Here is a 19,775-nt window from a genome sequence, read left to right on the forward strand (position 1 = left end):
CCGGGGGCTCAGACCAGTGCGGGCTCGGTCGGCCGGCGTTCCGGGGTGGTTTCGGCCGGGGCCGGGGGCTGTTGCCTGGCCCGGTGCGGGAGCAGGAAGCCGAGCGCGAAGGCGGCGACGGTGAGGGCCAGGGAGAGCAGGGTGACGTGGCGGGCCGCGCCGACGAAGTCGGCCACCGCGGGGGCGGCGCCGACGCCGGAGAAGAAAACGGTGCCGAGGACCGCGACGCCCAGGCTGCCGCCGAGTTGCTGGAACGACTCCAGCAGGCCGGACGCGGACCCGACCTCCTGGTCGTCGACGTCGCCCATGATGATGTCGAACAGCGGCACGAAGATCATGCCCATGCCGAAGCCGTAGAGGACCAGCGGCAGCGCCAGGTCTCCGCCGTCCACGCCGGTCCCGGCGCGGCCGAGCACGAGGTGCGTTCCGGCGAGTCCCGCGGTCATCAGCGCCAGGCCCAGGTGCAGGATGCGGCGGCCGAGGCGCGCCATCGCCATCGCGCCGAACGCGGAGCCGAAGAACGCACCGACCGCCCAGCTCGCCATGGTCACGCTCGCCCGCAGCGGCCCGAAGCCGAGCCCCATTTGCAGGAAGAGGCCCATGGCCAGCGAGAATCCGACGATGGAGCCGAAGAAGACGACGACGAACGCGACGCCCGAGGTGTAGGAGCGCTTCGCCAGCACGCTGAACTCCACCAGCGGCGTGCGCCCCGACCGCTTGCGCCGCAGCTGCTGGGCGACGAAGACCGCGAGGGCCGCCGCGCCGCCCGCGGCTACCGCGAACAGCCAGGCGGGCCAGCCCAGTTCGCGGCCCTGCACCAGCGGGTGGACCAGCAGGAAGATCGCGACGCCCGCCACCAGCGCGCCGGTCACGTCCAGCCGCACGTCCCGCCTGCGGCGCCCGCGGGGCAGCGCCGCGGAGCCGGCGAGCAGGGTGAACGCGCCGATCGGCAGGTTGATGAGGAAGACCATCCGCCAGCCGGTGCCCAGTACGTCGGCGTCGACGAGCAGGCCCGCGACGACGGGGCCGAGGATCGTGGACAGTCCGATGACGGGGCCGAGCGCGCCGAAGGCCCGGCCGATCTCCTGCGGCGGGAACAGGTCGCGGATCAGGCCGAACGCCTGCGGGATCATCACCGCGCCGAACAGCCCCTGCGCGACGCGGGCGCCGATGAGGGTGCCGGGGGACCAGGCGAGCGCGCACGCCGCCGAGGCCAGGACGAAACCGGCGACGCCGATCAGCAGCATCCGCCTGCGGCCGAACATGTCGCCGAACCTGCCGCCGGTCAGCAGGCCGACCGCGAGGGCCAGGGTGTAGGAGGCCGCGATCCACTGGAGGCTGGTCTCCGTGCCGCCGATATCGGCCTGGATCGAGGGGGCGGCCACGTTGACCACCGTGGCGTCCAGCAGGTTCATGATCATCGCGCCGAGTATCGCGAAGAGACCGAGCCAGCGCCGGTCGCGGGGGGCAGTGGTGTTGTCCATGACGACGACGATGCCGGACTTTTAGGAACGGTCCGTTCCTAAACGCTCTCCCGTCGGCATTTCTCTTTCGCCTCACCCCGCATGCGCCCCACCGGGCGCCGCCGCATCATCGTCACAGGCCGGAAAGGCCGAAAGCGGCACAAAAGGAGGGATGGCGGGCGATGGGCGTGCGCACCTGGATTCAGGACTGGCCCGTGTACCGGCAGCTGACGGGCCAGGACCCGCTCGGCCGCGGCGCGGCGGCCCGTTCGCGCCGCACCGCCGGGCTGCGGCCCCGCACGGACACCGCCGACCGCGTGGTGGACTCCATCTGCCCCTACTGCGCGGTCGGCTGCGGCCAGCAGATCTACGTCAAGGACGAGCGGATCATCCAGATCGAGGGCGACCCGGCCTCCCCCGTCAGCCGCGGGCGCCTGTGCCCCAAGGGGTCCGCCACCCTCCAGCTCGTCACCGGCGACGCCCGCCGCCACCAGGTGCTGTACCGCCGCCCGCACGGCACCGGCTGGGAGCCGATCGGCCTGGACGAAGCGATGGACATGGTCGCGGACCGCGTCATCCGCACCCGGCGCGAGACGTGGCAGTGGGAGGAAGAGGGCGCCCGCGTGGCCCGCACCCTCGGCATCGCCAGCCTCGGCGGCGCGGTGCTGGACAACGAGGAGAACTACCTGCTGAAGAAGCTGTTCACGGGTCTTGGCATCATCCAGATCGAGAACCAGGCCCGCGTCTGCCACAGCTCCACCGTGGCGGGCCTCGGCACCTCCTTCGGCCGCGGCGGCGCCACCACCTTCATGCAGGACCTCCAGAACGCCGACTGCATCGTCATCCAGGGCTCCAACTACGCCGAGGCACACCCCGTCGGCTTCCAGTGGGTCATGGAGGCCAAGGCGCGCGGCGCCACCATCGTGCACGTCGACCCGCGCTTCACGCGCACCAGCGCCCTGGCCGACCTGCACGTCGGCATCCGCGCGGGCAGCGACATCGCGTTCCTCGGCGGGATCATCAACCATGTCCTCACCCGCGGCAAGGAGTTCCGCGAGTACGTGCTCGCCTACACCAACGCGGCCACGATCGTCGGCGAGGACTACCGCGACACCGAGGACCTGGCCGGCGTCTTCTCCGGCCTCGACGAGGAGGGGCGCCGCTACGACCCGGCGAGCTGGCAGTACGAGGGCGCGGCGGTCCGTTCGCTGGCCGGGGAGCCGGACCCGCACCGCAACCTGCGGCTGGACGACATCGCGGTCGAGCACGGCGCGGGCGGCTCGGAGTCCCACGGCTCCGGCGGCCAGGACGTACCGCCCCGCCCCCGGCGGGACGAGACGCTGACCCACCCGCGCTGCGTCTTCCAGATCCTCAAGCGCCACTACGCCCGCTACACCCCCGAGCTGGTCGAACGGGTCTGCGGCGTCCCGCCGGAGCGGTTCGCCCAGGTGTGCGATGCCCTGACCCGCAACTCGGGTCCCGAACGCACCAGCGCGTTCGTGTACGCGGTCGGCTGGACGCAGCACACCGTCGGCTCGCAGTACATCCGCGCCGCCTCCGTGCTCCAGCTGCTGCTCGGCAACATCGGCCGCCCCGGCGGCGGCATCCAGGCGCTGCGCGGCCACGCCAGCATCCAGGGGTCGAGCGACATCCCGACCCTGTTCAACCTGCTGCCCGGCTACCTGCCGATGCCGCACGCCCAGGCCCACCAGGACCTGGAGTCGTTCGTCGCCGCCGTCCGCACCCGCAAGGGCTACTGGTCCGAGATGGGCGCCTACATGGTCAGCCTGCTCAAGGCGTACTACGGCGACGCCGCCACCGCGGACAACGGCTTCTGCTTCGACCACCTGCCGCGCCTCACCGGCTCGCACAGCACCTACGACACCGTCATGGCCCAGCTGGACGGCGTCTGCAAGGGCTACTTCCTGCTCGGCGAGAACCCGGCCGTCGGCTCGGCGAACGCCCGCCTCCAGCGCCTCGGCATGGCCCACCTCGACTGGCTCGTCGTGCGCGACTTCTCCCTCATCGAATCCGCCACCTGGTGGCAGGACGGCCCCGAGATCGACACCGGCGAACTGCGCACCGAGGACATCGGCACCGAGGTGTTCTTCTTCCCCGCGGCCGCGCACGCCGAGAAGTCCGGCTCGTTCACCAACACCAACCGCTGGCTCCAGTGGCACCACGCCGCCGTCGAGCCGCGGGGCGACGCGCGCAGCGAACTGTGGTTCGCCCACCACCTGGCCCTGCGCATCCGCGAGAAGCTGGCCGGCTCCGACCGGCCGGAGGACCGGCTCTTCCTCGACCTGGCCTGGGACTACGCGGAGACAGGACCGCACCGCGAACCGGTCGCCGATGCCGTGCTCGCCGAGATCAACGGCCGCGGCCCCGACGGCGCCCCGCTGTCGGCGTACACGGAGCTGAAGGACGACGGGTCCACCTCGTGCGGCTGCTGGATCTACTGCGGCGTCTACGCCGACGGCGTCAACCAGGCCGCGCGGCGCAAACCGCACACCGAGCAGGACTGGGTCGCCGCCGAGTGGGCCTGGGCCTGGCCCGCCAACCGCCGCGTGCTGTACAACCGCGCCTCCGCCGCGCCCGACGGCACGCCGTGGAGCGAACGCAAGGCGTACGTGTGGTGGGACGCGGCGGCGGGCCGCTGGACCGGCCACGACGTGCCGGACTTCCCCGCCGCCTGCCCGCCGGATCACGTGCCGGAGGCGGACGCGTGGGGCGTGGCGGCGCTCCGCGGCGACGACGCGTTCATCATGCAGGGCGACGGCAAGGGCTGGCTCTACGCCCCGGCGGGCCTCGTCGACGGACCGATGCCGACGCACTACGAGCCGCAGGACTCGCCGTTCGGCAACGCGCTGCACCCGCGCCACCGCCGTTCACCCGTGCGGCTGACGTTCCCCCGCGAGGGCAACGCCTACCATCCCTCGGACGGGGCCGCCGGCGTCTACCCCTACGTCGTCACGACCTACCGCCTCACCGAGCACTTCACGGCGGGCGGCATGAGCCGCTGGTCGCCCTACCTCGCCGAACTCCAGCCGGAGCTTTTCGTCGAGGTCTCCCCGGAACTGGCCGCGGAGCGCGGCCTCACGCACGCCGGATGGGCGACCGTCATCACCGCGCGGAACGCGATCGAGGCGCGCGTCCTCGTCACGCGCCGCATGGCGCCGCTGCGCGCGGACGGCCGCACCGTGCACCAGATCGGGCTGCCCTACCACTGGGGCCCCAACGGGTACACCCGCGGCGACGCGGCGAACGAACTGTCCTCGATCGTTCTCGACCCCAACGTGCACATCCAGGAGGTCAAGGCGCTGTCCGCGGACATCCGCCCCGGGCGCCGCCCCCGCGGCCCGGCGCTGCGTGCATTGGTCGAGGACTACCGCGGACGCGCCGGATCGGACGAGCAGACAGGCATGGAGGTCTGACCCATGACCACGCACGAACCGCACCTGCTGCACGGCCCCGAGCCGGACGTCGCCGACGCGGGCCACCCGCGGCCGCCCGAACGCGTCGGCTTCTTCACCGACACCTCCGTGTGCATCGGCTGCAAGGCGTGCGAAGTGGCCTGCAAGGAGTGGAACGCCGTCCCCGAGGACGGCCTCGACCTCACCGGCATGAGCTACGACAACACCGGCGCGCTCGGCGCCTCCTCGTGGCGGCACGTCGCGTTCATCGAGCAGGACAAGCCGCTCGGCGGCCAGCAGACGCAGCCCGAGCTGCGCTGGCTGATGGCCTCCGACGTGTGCAAGCACTGCACGCACGCCGCCTGCCTCGACGTGTGCCCGACCGGCTCGCTGTTCAGGACCGAGTTCGGCACCGTCGTCGTCCAGGAGGACATCTGCAACGGGTGCGGCTACTGCGTGCCCGCCTGCCCCTACGGGGTGATCGAGCAGCGGGAGGGCGACGGCAGGGCCTGGAAGTGCACCCTGTGCTACGACCGGCTCGGCGCCGGGCAGGAACCGGCCTGCGCGAAAGCCTGCCCCACCGAATCGATCCAGTTCGGGCCGCTGGACGACCTGCGCGAGAAGGCGGCGGCGCGCGTTGAGCAGCTGCACGCCACCGGCGTTCCCGACGCGCGCCTGTACGGCGAGGACCCGGCGGACGGCGTGGGCGGCGCGGGCGCGTTGTTCCTGCTGCTCGACGAGCCAGAGGTGTACGGGCTGCCGCCCGACCCGGTCGTCACCACACGCGACCTGCCGGCGATGTGGCGGCACGCGGGCGTCGCCGCGGCGGCGCTGCTCACCGGCCTGGCGGCCGTCTTCGCGGGAGGCAGGCGATGAGCGGGGCGGAGGTCACCAGGGCCGGGCTGCGGGGCGAACGGCCGGGCAGCGAGGCCCTGTTCGGCAACGGCATGAACGGCGGTCCGGGCGGTGGCCCGGACGGCGGGCCCGCGGGCGGGCGGCGCCGCGGTGCCCGGGAGGCCGAGTTCACCTCGTACTACGGGCGGCCGGTGCTGAAGGTGCCGCACTGGGCGGCCACGGATATCGCCGGGTACCTCTTTCTCGGCGGGCTCGCCGGGGCCGGCTCCGTGCTCGCGGCCGGCGCGGAACTGACCGGCAGGCGCGGCACCGCGCGGGCCATGAAACTCAGCTCCCTCGGCGCGGTCTCGCTGTCGGCCGCCGCGCTGATCCACGACCTCGGCCGCCCCGAACGCTTCCTCAACATGCTGCGGGTCTTCAAGCCGACCTCCCCCATGAGCATCGGCTCCTGGCTGCTCGTCGGCTACGGCCCGCTGGCCGGGGCCGCCGCGGCGGCCGACGTGACCGGCCGCTTCCCGCGGGCCGGCCGCGCCGCGGCCTGCGGGGCGGCCGTGTTCGGCCCGGCGGTCGCCGCGTACACCGGCGTGCTGATCGCCGACACGGCGGTGCCCGCCTGGCACGAGGGCCACCGCGAACTGCCCTACCTGTTCACCGGCTCCGCCGCCGCGGCGGCGGCCGGCATGGCGCTGCTGACGGGCCCGCTGCCGGAGAACCGCCCCGCCCGCCGGGCCGCCGTGCTCGGCACGGCGGCCGAACTCGCCGCCATGCACGCCCTGCGCCGCCGCACCGGAATGATCGCGGAGACCTACCGGCAGGGCACGGCCGGCCGCCTGCTGCGCGCCGCCGAGGTCCTGGGCACGGCGGGCGCGGCCGGCGCGGCGCTGCTGTCAGGCCGCAGCCGGCGGGCGGCGACGCTCAGCGGCGCGGCGCTGCTCGCCGCGTCGGTGTGCACCCGCTTCGGCCTCTTCCACGCGGGCCTCGCCTCGGCCCGCGACCCCAAGTACACCGTCGAGCCGCAGCGTTCCCGCCCCGGAGGTGTGGGCCGAACGGGGTGAATCGTGGCCTGCCGCGAGCGCCGGGACCCGTTGCGGGGAACGCCTGCGACGGGCCGCCCGGACGGGTGCCCGGCATACGGAAGGACGCGCGATGCCACAACACCCCAGAACCGCAGAACCGAACTCCGGAGCCGGCCGGTGAGGCGGCTGGCCGGGCCCACCGGCCACGTCGTCGTGGTGGGCGCGGGTCTCTCCGGGCTCGCCGCGGCGCTGCACCTGCTCGGGGCGGGGCGCCGCGTCACCGTCGTGGAGCGGTCCCCGGCACCCGGCGGCCGGGCCGGGCGGCTCGACCTGGGCGGCTACCGCATCGACACCGGGCCGACCGTGCTCACCATGCCGGAGCTGATCGACGAGGCGTTCGCGGCCGTCGGGACCTCGCTGCGCGACCGCCTCGACCTCGTTCCGCTGCACCCCGCCTACCGGGCGCGGTTCGCCGACGGCAGCCGCATCGACGTGCACACCGGCGCGGAGGCGATGGAGGCCGAGGTCCGCAGGTGCGCGGGCCCGCGCGAAGCCGCGGGCTACCTGCGGCTGCGGCGGTGGCTCGAAGCGCTGTACCGCGCCCAGCGGCGGCGCTTCATCGACGCCAATTTCGACTCGCCGCTCCAGCTGCTCCACCCCGACCTCGCCCGCCTCGCGGCCCTCGGCGGATTCGGCCGCCTCGACCGGCAGATCGGCCGCTTCCTGAACGACGAACGGCTGCGGCGCATCTTCACCTTCCAGTCGTTGTACGCGGGCGTGCCGCCGGCCCGCGCGCTCGCGGCGTACGCGGTCATCGCCTACATGGACACGGTCGCCGGCGTGTACTTCCCGCGCGGCGGCGTGCACGCCCTGCCGCGCGCGCTGGCCGAGGCGGCGGCCGAGGCGGGCGGCACGTTCCACTGGGCGCAGGAGGTCACCCGGCTCGAACGCGCCGCCGACCGCGTCACCGCCGTGCACACCGCCGCGGGGCCGCGCATCCCCTGCGACGCCGTCGTCCTCAGCTGCGAACTCCCCACCGCCTACCGGCTGCTCGGCCGCGTCCCGCGCCGCCCGCTGCCGCTGCGCCACGCGCCGTCCGCGGTCGTGCTGCACGCCGGAACCTCCCGCACCTGGCCGGAACTCGGCCACCACACCCTGTCGTTCGGCCGCGCCTGGCGCCGCACCTTCGAGGAGCTGACCCGCGGCGGGCGGCTGATGACCGACCCGTCGCTGCTCATCACCCGCCCCACCACGCACGACCCGTCCCTCGCCCCGCCGGGCAAGCACCTGCACTACGTGCTCGCCCCCTGCCCCCACACCGGCATCGGCCCGGGCCCCGACACCTGGCAGGCGCTCGGCCCGCGCTACCGCGACGAGCTGGTGGCCGAGCTGGAGCACCGCGGGCTCACCGGCCTCGGCGGCGCGATCGAACAGGCGCACCTGGTCACCCCCGCCGACTGGGCGCGGCAGGGGCACGCCGCCGGAACGCCGTTCTCCGCCGCGCACACCTTCGCGCAGACCGGCCCGTTCCGGCCGCGGAACCTGGTGCGCGGACTCGCGAACGCCGTGCTCGCCGGCTGCGGCACCACGCCGGGCGTGGGCGTGCCGCCCGTGCTTCTCTCCGGGAAGCTGGCCGCGGCCCGCGTCACCGGGCTCCGCGGCGGCGACCGGTCCCGCACGACCATCGCGCTCGCGTCGTGACCGCCCGCGAACTCGACGCCGCCGGCATCACCGGGCCGGGACTGCGCGCCGCCTACGCGCAGTGCCGGCGGCTCAACGCCCGGCACGGCAAGACCTACTTCCTCGCCACGCGCCTGCTGCCCGCCGACCGCCGCCCCGCGGTGCACGCCCTGTACGGATTCGCGCGCTGGGCCGACGACATCGTCGACGACCTGGGCCGGGAGACAGCGCCGCGGGAGCGCGCGCGGGCCCTGGACGCGCTCGCCACGCGCCTCGCGGCCCGCCTCGCCACCGGGCCCGCCCAGGGGAGCGGAACGGACGAGGAGTTCCCCGTGGTGCGCGCCCTGGCGCACACCACCGCGCGCTACGGCATCGACCCCGGCTACTTCACCGCGTTCCTTGGCTCGATGCGCAGCGACCTGGTCGTCACCGACTACCCCACCTACGCGGACCTGCGCCGCTACATGTACGGCTCGGCCGCCGTCATCGGGCTCCAGATGCTGCCGGTGCTCGGCACGGCCGTGCCGCGCGCCGAGGCCGCGCCGCACGCCGCCGCGCTCGGCGAGGCGTTCCAGCTGACGAACTTCCTGCGCGACGTCGGCGAGGACCTCGACCGCGGCCGGGTGTACCTGCCCGCCGACCTGCTCGCCGCGCACGGCGCCGACCGCGAACTGCTGTGCTGGAGCCGCAGGACGGGTTCGCGGGACCGGCGCATCACCGCCGCGCTGATGGCCGCCGCCGCGCTGACCCGCGGCGTCTACCGCGAGGCCGCGCCCGGCGTCGCGATGCTCGATCCGGTGGCGCGGCCCTGCATCCGCACCGCCCTGACCCTGTACGGCGGCATCCTCGACGCCGTCGCCGCGGACGGCTGGTCCGTGCTGCACCGCCGCGCCGCCGTGCCGCGGCACCGGCGCGCCGCCGTCGCGTTCGACGGCCTCGCCCGCGCCCTGGCCGCCCGGCGGCGCGCGCGGGCCGCCGACCGCGCCCCGGCGCTCGCACCGGCGGAACGGAGCCCCGCATGACCGCCCGCGCCCCCTACCCGCTGCGCCTGCGCCGCCGCGCCGCCTGGGAGGACCAGCGCCCCACCTGGCGCGCCGCCGGGCCCGCCCTCATCGCCGAGGCGCTGGCCCGCGCCACGGCCAGGACCGCGGGCAACTGGTACGTGCTCGCGGGGTCCGCGGACATCGCGGCGGGACGCCCCTTCGGCCGGACGGTCGGCGGCGTGGAGGTCGTCGCCTGGCGCGACCGGGCCGGCCGGCTGCTGGCCGGGCAGGGGGCGTGCCCGCATCTGGGTGCGCCCCTGAAGGACAGCCGGGTCCGCTGCGGCCGGCTGCTGTGCCACTGGCACGGACTCGCCCTGGACGGCAGGCCGTTCGCCGGCTGGGAGCCGTTCCCCGCGCATGACGACGGCGTGCTGGCCTGGGTGCGCCTGGACGGGCTCGGCGGCGAGGAACCGCTGGCCGCGCCGCCGGTGCCCGCCCGCCCCGGGCCCGCGGGCACGCTGCACTCCGTGTTCACCGGCACCGGCAGGTGCGAGCCGGCTGACGTGGTCGCCAACCGCCTCGACCCGTGGCACGGCGCCTGGTTCCACCCGTACTCCTTCGTGGACCTGACCGTCGTGGCGGACGCGCCCGACCGCCTCGCCGTCGACGTCTCCTTCCGCGTCGCGGGGCGCGCCGTGGTGCCGGTGCGCGCGGTCTTCACCGCCCCTGGACCGCGCACCGTCACCATGCTGATCGAGGAGGGCGAGGGCCGCGGCTCGGTCGTGGAGACGCATGCCACCCCGCTGGGCCCGGGCCCCGACGGCGCGCCGCGGACCGCCGTGATCGAGGCCGTCGTCGCGACCTCGCACCGCCCCGGCTTCGCGCTCGCCCGCGCCGCGGCCCCGCTGGCCAGGCCGCTGATGCGGGCCGCGGCGGCGCGGCTGTGGCGGGACGACCTGGCCTACGCGGAGCGCCGCTGGGCGCTGCGCGAACGCGGCGCGTTCCCGGGCTGAACGGGCTGAACGGGCCGGCCGAGCGCGGCCAGCGCCCGGAAGGCGGCGGACCGCCCGCGCCGCGGCACCGTCCGCAGCGGGTGGCCGCGCACGCCCCAGCGCGCGAGCAGCGCGTTCGCGGCCAGGAAGCCGGTGGTGGCGGCGCGTTCCATCAGCGCGACCGGCAGCGGGGTGCGCACCAGGTCGCCCGCGAGCATCACCGCCGGGTGGGGGGTGCGCACGGTCGGCCGCCCGGCGTGGCCGCCGACGGGGAACAGCGGGCAGTCGGCGCGCCATTCGTGCCGCGCGTCGACGGTCCGTGCGCCGCGCAGCTCCGGGTACACCTCGTGCGCCGCGGCCAGCAGCCGGCGCCGCTCGGCCCGCGGGTCCGCGCCCACCGGCCGGGCGTAGCCGTGGAGTTCGAGCACGCAGCCGCCGGTGCGGGCGGCCCACCGCGCGGCCTCGCCCTCGAAGGCGTTCAGCACGGTGATGTTGTCGAGCGCGCCGTAGCCCGCGGTGCCGAGGAACCCGGGCCGGTCGCGGGCCACCGGCCGGTCCAGCCAGTACCGCGACACCAGGAACGGCGGCGCGGTGCGCAGTTTGCCGACGCGCGCCCGCCACTCGGCGTCGCCGAGCGCGGGCGAGCGTGCCACGAGGCCGCGCAGGCCCTCGGTGTCGAGGGCGAGCACCGCCGCGTCGAACCGTTCCGCCGGCGCGTCCGCCGTCACGTCGAGGCCGTCCCCTGCCGGGGTGACCCGTTCGGCGGCGGCGCCGGTGCGCAACTCGGCGCCGAGCCGCGCGAGGTAGGCGGCCAGCGGCTCCCACAGGGCCTGGGGGAACGGCTCGGACGGCACGTCGAACAGCAGGCCCTCGGCGGAGCCGAGGAAGTAGATGTGGAACATGAGGGCCATCTCTGCGGCGGACAGTTCGCGCGGGTCGGCGAAGAAGCTGCGGGAGAAGACCTCGAACGCCAGATGCCGGGCGGCGGCGGGGAACCCGATGCCGGCCAGGAAGTCGTGCGCGCTGGTCCCGTCGAGGCGCCGGTAGACGTCCGGCACCCGCACGTCCAGCAGCGGCAGCGCCGCGGCCGTCCGCATCCCGGCGAGGTCCAGGACGTGGAAGGAAGGGCTGAGCGCGACGAAGCCGAGCGCGTTCCACGGCGGGGTGCGCGGCACGCGGGCGAAGCCGTCGCGGGCGCCGTCGCGGTGCTGGAGCGGGTAGTCGGGCAGGCCGGTCAGCATGCGCAGCCCCGGATCGGCGCGGCGCAGCAGCTGCCGCAGGTTGTAGTACTGACGGAAGAACGCGTGGAAGCCGCGCGTCATCGTGGCGGCCGAGCCGTCGGCCAGCGTCACGGGGTGGCCGGCGAGGCGGCCGCCGAGACCGGCATCGCGTTCGAACAGCGTGACGCGGACGCCGCGTTCCGCCAGGGCCGTGGCGGCGGCGAGCCCGGCGATGCCGCCGCCGATCACGGCGGTGCGCGGCGGCGTCCCCGCCACCCGCGCGCGCCCGCCGGCCGCCGGCAGCACCGCGGCGCGCCGGTCGCGGCCGGGGCCGGTCACGGGGCGGTCCCGACGAGGGTGTGCACGATGCCGCGCTGCCAGCCCGGCATGGTCCCGGCGCGCACGCCGTGGAAGCCGGCGCGCACCATGCGGTCCGCGAAGGCCGCGGCCGTGTCGAAGCCGGCGACGCTGTGCCACAGGTGCCGGTACAGCAGCCGGTCGCCGGTGAGGGCGCCGACCGGGCAGACGAGGCCGCGGCAGACGGCGGTCCACACCGCGCGGTGCAGCGGCCGGCCGCTGAGCGTGTACTCGTGCACCGCGAGCCGCCCGCCGGGCGCGAGCAGCCGCCGCACGGCGGTCAGCAGCCCGTCCGGGTCGGTGACGTTGCGGAAGAGGTAGGCGGCGAGGACGCCGTCGAACGGGCCGGTGACGCCCGCGCGTTCGAGGTGTTCCGCCGGGGCGTGCACGAACGCGACGCCGGGGGGCCACCGTTTGGCCGCGGCCCGCGCCAGCATGCCGGCCGAGGCGTCCACCGCGGTGATCCGCGCGCCGGGGTGGGCGGCGAGCAGCGCGGCCGTGGAGGCCCCGGTGCCGCAGCCCAGGTCGAGCAGCCGCGGCCGCCCGCCGCCCGGGGCCTGCCGCGGCCCGAGGCGGCGCGCGGAGCGGCGCAGGTGGGCGTGGTAGCCGGGGTTGACGGCGACCAGCCGGTCGTAGCCGACGGCGGCGCGGTCGAAGGCCGCGGCGAGTTCGCGGTCGCGAAGCAGCGTCATGGGGTGTTCCCTCACTTTCCCGAAGCGTTCCGGCGCGGGCGGAACGGCAGTTCCGCCGCGGTGCGCAGCATGGGTCCTACCGGCATGCGCAGTCCGACCGCGGCGTCCTCCCACCAGCGGGTGCGCCCGTCGAGGAACCGCAGCAGGCGTTCCGTCGGCACCTCGTGGAAGAGCCGGGTCAGCACGTCGGGTCCGCTGACCCGCCCGGCGTCGAGGGCGGCGAGCAGCACCGCGTCCATGCCGCGGGAGCGTGCCGAGTGCGGGGGCGGCGGCACCGGCGGCCGGCCGCGCCGGAAGGCGTCGGCGATGGCGCGGCTCTGCCGCTGCACGGCGGCGAACGCGTAGCCGGTCGCGGGCCGCGCGGCCCCGCCCGCGACGCCGATGCGGAACACCGACCGCCCGGCACGGCGCGGGAAGGTGCCGTCCGTCATCGGGATGACGCCCTGTTCGACGGCGGTGACGTGCGGGTCGGCGAGCCCGAGCACGTGCCGCGTGTAGTGCCGCAGCGCGCGGTCGTAGGCGGCGTCGGCGAGCGGGGCGGGCGAGAACTCGGTGTACTCGACCAGTGCTTCGCGCTCCCCGAGCGGCAGCAGGTAGCCGAACGACAGGCCGCGCGGCGGCTGCGGGGTTCTGAAGTCCATCAGTTCGGCCACGCCCGGCTCGAACGCGCCGCGCCCCGCCCGCACGAACCAGCCGCGGAAGTGCTGGAGCAGCGTGGTGCGGGCGGGCGGCAGGTGCCGCGGCGGTCTCGAGTCGAACGCCCAGCGGGCGCGCAGCACGACGGGCCGCCCGTCGGGCGCGGTCCCGCGCACCTCGGCGCCGCCGCCCGGCGCGTCCCGCACGGAGCTGACCGCCGCCGTCACGGCCCTGAACCCGGCCCGTTCCGCGAGCCGCCCGCGGATCAGCGCCTCGAAGCCGCCGGACCGCAGCATCTTGTAACGCAGCGCCCCCGGGCGCCTTTCGGCGACGTCCCCGGCCCGGCCGCGGACGCGCAGCCGCGGGAAGGCGGCGACCACGGCCTCGTCGTACTCCCCGGGACCTGCCTCCCACCAGCACCAGGTCCGTTCGGCCGGGCGCAGCGGGCCCTCGGGCGCCGTCACGAGCACCACGTCCGCCCCGGCCGCGCCGGTGAGCCGGTGCGCGAGGGAGAGCCCGGCCGCACCGGCCCCGACGACTACGGCATCCACCACCCCCCGATGCTCCACCAGCCGGCCAGGACCGCTGCCGCCCGACACGGGTCCACCGGGGTGACGGCGCCTACGATTGGGCCCATGACAGACGGTGATGACGGGCGGCGGGGGGTGGCCGGGTCCCTTCAGTCGGTGGACCGGGCCGTGAGCGTGCTCGAGGTACTGGCGAGGAACGGCGGGGCCGGGGTCACCGAGATCGCGGACGAGCTGGGCGTGCACAAGTCGACCGCGTCGCGCCTGCTCTGGGCGCTGGAGAGCCGCGGTCTCGTGGACCAGGAGAAGGAGCGCGGCAAGTACTACCTGGGGGCCGGGATCCTGCGGCTGGCGGGGGCCGCCGCGATCCGGCTCGACATCTCGCAGGAGAGCGCGCCGGTCTGCCGGTGGCTCGCGGACGAATCCGGCGAGACGGCCAACGTCGCGGTGCTCGACGGGGATGCCGCGGTCAACATCATGCAGGCCAGGGGCACGGCCGAGGTGGCGGCATACAACTGGCTCGGGCGGCGCACCCCGTTGCACGCGACGGCCAGCGGGAAGGTGCTGCTCGCCGCGCTGCCGACGCCCGTCAGGGAGACCCTGCTCGCGCAGGAGCAGGAGCGGTTCACCGAGCGCACGGTGACCGCGCCCGCGGCGCTGCGGGCGGAGGCGGACGCGGTGGCGGCCGACGGCTTCGCGGTCACGCAGCAGGAGCTGGAGGACGGGCTGAACGCGGTGGCCGCGCCCGTGCGCAGGTACGACGGGACGGTGATCGGGGCGATCGGCGTCTCGGGCCCCGTGTACCGGATGGGCGGGGACCGGCTGTCGGCGCTGGCCGAAAGCTGCATGGCGGCGGCGGCCGAACTGTCCAGGCGCCTGGGCTACGGCAGTTGATTTCCGGCCATTTTCGGTTCGTTTTCCGTTGTGTGCGCCGTGCCTTCTCCCCCTTGACAGTGCCCGGAGCGCTTCTCACCATGTCCCACATGGCGCAACGCAGCGCGCCATGCGCAACGCATCGGTGAGAGGAGCGGGCCATGGCAGCGGAGGCAGGAACGCATGTCGTCATCATCGGCGCGGGCATCGTCGGCTGTGCGCTCGCCGACGAACTGACCGCCCGCGGGCTGCGGCACGTGACCGTGCTCGATCGCGGGCCGCTGTTCGCGGGCCCCGGCTCCAGCTACCACGCGCCCGGTCTGGTCTTCGCGACCAGCCCGGCCAAGGTGCTCTCCGAGTTCGCCCGGTACACGATCGACAAGTACCGCTCGCTCGGCTGCTTCTCCGCCGTCGGCGGCCTTGAGGTCGCCACCACGCCCGAGCGTCTGGCCGACCTGTCCCGCCGGGCCGGCCTCGCCGCGTCCTGGGGCGTCGAGGCCGAGCCGGTCACTCCCGGCCGGTGCGCCGAACTGTGGCCGCTGCTCGACACCGGCCGCGTACTCGGCGGCCTCCACACCCCGGACGACGGGCTCGCCGACGCGGCCCTGGCCTGCCGCCTCCAGGCCGAACGCGCCATCGCGCGCGGCGCGACGTTCCGCGGCGGGCACACCGTCACCGGCCTGGAACGCGACGCCGACGGGCGCGTGCGGGGCGTGCGCACCGACCGGGGCGACGTGCCCGCCGACGCCGTCGTGTGCGCCGCCGGCTTCTGGGGCCCGGTCGTCGGCGCGATGGCCAAGGTCACCGTGCCGCTCCTGCCACTGGCCCACCAGTACGCGCGCACCGCGCCGCTGCCCGCCCTCGACCCCGCCGCGAACCTGCCGATCCTGCGCCACCAGGACCGCGACCTCTACCTCCGCCAGCACGGCGACCGGCTCGGCATCGGCTCCTACGCCCACCGGCCCATGCCCGTCGACCCCGCCGCCCTGACCGCGTCGGAACTCCCGTTCTCCGAGGCGGAGTTCGCGCCTTCCCTGCGGGACGCGGCCGAGCTGGTCCCCGCCCTGCGCGGCGTGGGGGACGCGGCGGAAGTGGACGGCTTCGACGGCGTGTTCTCGTTCACGCCGGACGGCATGCCGCTCATCGGCCAGGTCCGCGAGGTGCCGGGCCTGTGGCTGGCCGAGGCGGTCTGGGTGACGCACTCGGCGGGCGTGGCCCGCGCCGTCGCCGAATGGCTGGCCGAGGGCCGCCCCCGCACCGACATCCACGCCTGCGACGTGCACCGGTTCGAGGAGGCGCAGCTCTCCCCCGCCTACGTCGCCGACCGCGGCGCGCAGAGCTTCGTCGAGGTCTACGACATCATCCACCCGCTCGACCCGCCCGCGCGGCCCCGGCCGCTGCGCACCAGCCCCTTCCACCCGCGGCACGGCGAACTCGGTGGATACTTCCTGGAGTCCGCGGGCTGGGAGCGCCCGCACTGGTTCGAGGCGAACGCGCCGCTCGCCGAGTCGCTGCCGCCCGGCGCCGCCCCGCCCCGCGACTCCTGGGCCGCGCGCCACTGGTCGCCGATCGCCGCCGCCGAGGCCCTGGCCACGCGCGAACGCGTCGCGCTGTTCGACATGACCCCGCTGAAGCGCCTGGAGGTCTCGGGCCCCGGCGCGCTCGCTTTCCTCGACCGCCTCACCACCGGCCGGGTCGGCCGCCGGCCGGGCGCGGTGGTCTACACGCTGCTGCTCGACGAGGCGGGCGGGGTCCGTTCCGACATCACCGCCGCCCGCCTCGCCGAGGACCGCTGGCAGATCGGCTGCAACGGGCCGCTCGACACGGACTGGCTGCTGCGGCACGCGCCCGCGGACGGCTCGGTCGCCGTCCGCGACCTGACGCCCGGCACCTGCTGCCTGGGCGTGTGGGGCCCGCTGGCCAGGGAACTCGTCCAACCGCTGGCCGACATCGACGTCTCGCACGAGGCGTTCCGCTACTTCACGGCCAGGCGCGGGCACATCGGCCATGTGCCGGTCACTGCCCTGCGGCTGAGTTACGTCGGCGAGCTGGGCTGGGAGCTGTACACCAGCGCCGACCTGGGCCTGCGGCTGTGGGACACGCTGTGGGAGGCCGGGCAGCGGCTCGGCGTCCTCGCGGCCGGGCGCGCCGCGTTCAACAGCCTGCGGCTGGAGAAGGGCTACCGAGCCTGGGGCGTGGACATGACGCAGGAACACGACCCGTACGAGGCGGGCCTCGGCTTCGCGGTCCGCGCCGACAAGGGCGACTTCATCGGCCGCGACGCCCTCGCGGACCGGTCGGAGGCAACCGCGCGGCGCCGGCTGGCCTGCCTCACGCTGGACGACCCCGCCGCCCTCGTACTCGGCAGCGAGCCGGTGTACGCGGCCTCGTCGGCGGGGCCCGTCGGCTACGTCACCAGCGCGGCCTTCGGCCACACCGTCGGCCGCGCCATCGCCTACGCCTGGCTGCCCGCCGCCGTCGCGGTGCCGGGCACCGGCGTGCACATCGAGTACTTCGGCGAGAAGGTGCCCGCCACCGTCCGCGCCGAGCCGCTGCTCGATCCGGAGATGACCCGCATCCGCCGCTGAGGCGGGCCGCGCGCGGCCGCCACGACCGCGCGGCCGCCACGACCGCGGGGACAGGACGCGAGAAGGGAGAGGCATGGCTTCCCGTTACGACGTCATCGTGCTCGGCCTGGGCGGCATGGGCAGCGCCGCCGCCGACCACCTCGCCGCGCGCGGCGCCCGCGTGCTCGGCCTCGAACGCTTCGGCCCGGTCCACGACCGCGGCTCGAGCCACGGCGGTTCGCGCATCACGCGGCAGTCCTACTTCGAGGGCCCCGACTACGTTCCGCTGCTGCTGCGCGCCTACGAGCTGTACGAACGTCTCGAACGCGAGGCGGGCCGCGACATCGCGCTGCTGTGCGGCGGCCTCATGATCGGCCGCCCGGACAGCACGACCGTGGCGGGCAGCCTGCGCTCGGCCACGGCCCACGGGCTGCCGCACGAGCTGCTCGATGCCAAGGAGATCCGCGCCCGCTTTCCCACCCTCGCCCCGCAGGACGACGAGATCGCGCTGTACGAGGCCAGGGCCGGGCTGCTGCGCCCGGAGGCCACGGTCGCCGCGCAGCTGAAGCTGGCCGCGGCGGCGGGCGCCGAGCTGCACTACCAGGAGCCGGTCACCGACTGGACGGCGCTGCCCGGCGGGCGCGGCGTGCGCGTCACGACCCCGGACGACGTGTACACCGCCGGCCATCTGGTGGTCTGCCCCGGCGCCTGGGCGCCGGAGCAACTGGCGGACCTCGGCGTGCCGTTCACCATCGAACGGCAGGTCATGTACTGGTTCGCGCCGGTCGGCGGCACCGCGCCGTTCGAGCCGGAGCGGCACCCCGTCTACATCTGGGAGGACGCGGCCGGCACCCAGATCTACGGCTTCCCCGCGATCGAGGGCCCCGACGGCGGCGCGAAGGTCGCGTTCTTCCGCAAGGGCAGCGTCTGCACGCCCGACACCATCGACCGCACGGTGCACCCCCGGGAGGCGCGCGAGATGGCCGCGCACGCCGGCGCCCGGCTGCCTGACCTGCCCGGCCGTCTGCTGCGCGCCGTGACGTGCATGTACACCACCACCCCCGACGAGCACTTCGTGATCGCCCCGCACCCGGCGCACGAACAGGTCACCGTGGCCTGCGGATTCTCCGGCCACGGCTTCAAATTCGTCCCCGTCGTCGGCGAGATCCTCGCCGACCTCGCCCTCACCGGCACCACGCCCCACCCCATCGAGCTGTTCCGCCCGAGCCGGCTGGGAGGCCGGTAGCCATGACGACGACGCCGATCACCCGAGCCGGCCTGCTCCCGACCCTGCCCGGCTCCGCCTACACCGACCCCGCCACGTTCCGCCGCGAGCAGGAACTGATCTTCGAGACCCGCTGGTTCTGCGCCGTGCGCGCCGGCGACCTGCTGACGCCCGGCTCCTTCCGCACGGTCACCGTGGGGCGCGAGAACGTGCTGATCACCCGCGCGCGCGACGGCGCCCTGCGCGCGTTCCTCAACGTCTGCCGCCACCGGGGCGCCCGGTTGTGCACCGAGGAGTCGGGCCAGGTGCGGCGCAACCTCCGCTGCCCGTATCACGCCTGGACCTACGGGCTCGACGGCCGCCTGGTCGCCGCGCCCAACCTCCGCGACGTGCCCGGCGTGGACCGCGCCGAGTACGGCCTGATCGGCGTCGCGCTGCGCGAATGGCTCGGCTACGCGTGGGTGTGCCTGGCCGAGACGCCGCCGTCGTTCGAGGAGACCGTCATCGGCTCCGTCACCGCCCGCCTGGGCGATCCGGAGGCCGTCGAACGCTACCGGCCCGCCGATCTGGTGCTCGGGCGGCGCATCGGCTACGAAGTGCGCGCCAACTGGAAACTGATCGTCGAGAACTTCATGGAGTGCTATCACTGCGCCTCGATCCACCCCGAACTGGTGCAGGTGCTCCCCGAGTTCGCCGGCGGGTACGCGGCGCAGTCCTACGTGGGGCACGGCGCCGAGTTCTCCGGCGACGCCGAAGGCTTCACCGTGGACGGCCAAGCCGGCTTCGGCCGCCTGCCCGGCCTCGCCGAAGAACAGGACCGGCGCTACTTCGCCACCACGGTCCGCCCGCAGGTCTTCCTCAACCTCGTGCCCGACCACGTCATCCTGCACCGCATGTTCCCCCTGGCCCCCGACCTGACCCGGGTGGAGTGCGACTGGCTGTACGCGGCCGACGTCATCGACTCCGGCGCCGACATATCCGCCTCCGTGGAGCTGTTCCACCGCGTCAACGAACAGGACTTCGCCGCCTGCGAACGCACCCAGCCCGCGATGCACTCCCGCGCCTACGGAACGGGCGGCGTGCTGGTGCCGACCGAACACCACATCACCGAATTCCACCACTGGGTGACATCCCTGCTCCGATGACGCCCCCGCCGGGGACGTTCCCCCCGCCGGCCGGACGACGGCCCGCCCCGGCCCTCAGGACCGAACTGCCGGAAGCCGTGAGTCCGTGAGTCCGTGAGTCCGGATATGTGGGCTGCCCGTCTTGAGGCCGC

At 75.2% G+C, this 19,775-nt stretch carries 14 protein-coding genes; 10 read left to right on the forward strand and 4 right to left on the reverse strand.

All coding sequences use genetic code 11. The features are described 5' to 3' along the window. Positions 1–8: 8 nt before the first annotated feature. Positions 9–1,484, reverse strand: coding sequence for an MFS transporter (locus STBA_RS15535; RefSeq protein WP_077059823.1), 1,476 nt, complete (start codon positions 1,482–1,484; stop codon positions 9–11). 161 nt (positions 1,485–1,645) lie between these two features. Between STBA_RS15535 and fdh the strand changes: the two genes are divergently transcribed. The 6 genes from fdh to STBA_RS15565 all read left to right on the forward strand — a co-directional run bounded on the left by fdh (position 1,646) and on the right by STBA_RS15565 (position 10,423). Then, complete coding sequence (gene fdh / locus STBA_RS15540; RefSeq protein WP_077059824.1) at positions 1,646–4,897, forward strand: formate dehydrogenase; 3,252 nt, start codon at positions 1,646–1,648, stop codon at positions 4,895–4,897. A gap of 3 nt (positions 4,898–4,900) precedes the next feature. Continuing rightward, complete coding sequence (locus STBA_RS15545; protein WP_077059825.1) at positions 4,901–5,752, forward strand: 4Fe-4S dicluster domain-containing protein; 852 nt, start codon at positions 4,901–4,903, stop codon at positions 5,750–5,752. After that, entirely contained in the window at positions 5,749–6,786 is a 1,038-nt protein-coding gene (nrfD, locus tag STBA_RS15550) for an NrfD/PsrC family molybdoenzyme membrane anchor subunit (RefSeq protein WP_077059826.1), read from the forward strand. Before STBA_RS15545 ends, nrfD begins: the two co-directional genes overlap by 4 nt. Positions 6,787–6,924: 138 nt before the next feature. Continuing rightward, positions 6,925–8,448 (forward strand): phytoene desaturase family protein, encoded by a 1,524-nt coding sequence (gene crtI / locus STBA_RS15555; RefSeq protein ID WP_077059827.1) that lies wholly within the window; start codon positions 6,925–6,927, stop codon positions 8,446–8,448. Beyond that, positions 8,445–9,449 carry a phytoene/squalene synthase family protein gene (locus STBA_RS15560; protein ID WP_077059828.1) on the forward strand — a complete coding sequence of 335 codons (1,005 nt, stop codon included), beginning with the start codon at positions 8,445–8,447 and terminating at the stop codon, positions 9,447–9,449. The genes crtI and STBA_RS15560 overlap by 4 nt, the downstream gene beginning before the upstream one ends. After that, a complete protein-coding gene (locus tag STBA_RS15565) occupies positions 9,446–10,423 on the forward strand; it encodes a DUF5914 domain-containing protein (RefSeq protein WP_077059829.1) in 978 nt (325 codons plus the stop codon). The genes STBA_RS15560 and STBA_RS15565 overlap by 4 nt, the downstream gene beginning before the upstream one ends. Here the strand turns inward: STBA_RS15565 and STBA_RS15570 are convergent. The 3 genes from STBA_RS15570 to STBA_RS15580 are packed head-to-tail and all read right to left on the reverse strand — an operon-like array spanning position 10,372 to position 13,861. Then, positions 10,372–11,961 carry an FAD-dependent oxidoreductase gene (locus tag STBA_RS15570; protein WP_079251942.1) on the reverse strand — a complete coding sequence of 530 codons (1,590 nt, stop codon included), beginning with the start codon at positions 11,959–11,961 and terminating at the stop codon, positions 10,372–10,374. The genes STBA_RS15565 and STBA_RS15570 overlap by 52 nt on opposite strands. Beyond that, entirely contained in the window at positions 11,958–12,671 is a 714-nt protein-coding gene (locus STBA_RS15575) for a methyltransferase domain-containing protein (protein ID WP_077059830.1), read from the reverse strand. Before STBA_RS15575 ends, STBA_RS15570 begins: the two co-directional genes overlap by 4 nt. Before the next feature lie 11 nt (positions 12,672–12,682). Continuing rightward, entirely contained in the window at positions 12,683–13,861 is a 1,179-nt protein-coding gene (locus STBA_RS15580) for a lycopene cyclase family protein (RefSeq protein WP_253194748.1), read from the reverse strand. Between the two features lie 81 nt (positions 13,862–13,942). Here STBA_RS15580 and STBA_RS15585 point away from each other — a divergent pair, with 81 nt between their 5' ends. The 4 genes from STBA_RS15585 (at position 13,943) to STBA_RS15600 (ending at position 19,644) form a co-directional block, all read left to right on the forward strand. Continuing rightward, positions 13,943–14,728: an IclR family transcriptional regulator gene (locus STBA_RS15585; RefSeq protein ID WP_077059831.1), complete on the forward strand. Its 786-nt coding sequence runs from the start codon at positions 13,943–13,945 to the stop codon at positions 14,726–14,728. A gap of 140 nt (positions 14,729–14,868) precedes the next feature. Beyond that, positions 14,869–17,295 (forward strand): FAD-dependent oxidoreductase, encoded by a 2,427-nt coding sequence (locus STBA_RS15590; RefSeq protein ID WP_077059832.1) that lies wholly within the window; start codon positions 14,869–14,871, stop codon positions 17,293–17,295. Positions 17,296–17,368: 73 nt separating this feature from the next. Then, complete coding sequence (solA, locus tag STBA_RS15595) at positions 17,369–18,520, forward strand: N-methyl-L-tryptophan oxidase (RefSeq protein ID WP_077059833.1); 1,152 nt, start codon at positions 17,369–17,371, stop codon at positions 18,518–18,520. A 2-nt stretch (positions 18,521–18,522) separates the two neighbouring features. Next, complete coding sequence (locus STBA_RS15600; protein WP_077059834.1) at positions 18,523–19,644, forward strand: aromatic ring-hydroxylating dioxygenase subunit alpha; 1,122 nt, start codon at positions 18,523–18,525, stop codon at positions 19,642–19,644. Positions 19,645–19,775: the final 131 nt, after the last annotated feature.

This window comes from Streptomyces sp. MP131-18, assembly GCF_001984575.1.
In the GTDB taxonomy this organism is placed as follows: domain Bacteria; phylum Actinomycetota; class Actinomycetes; order Streptomycetales; family Streptomycetaceae; genus Streptomyces; species Streptomyces johnsoniae.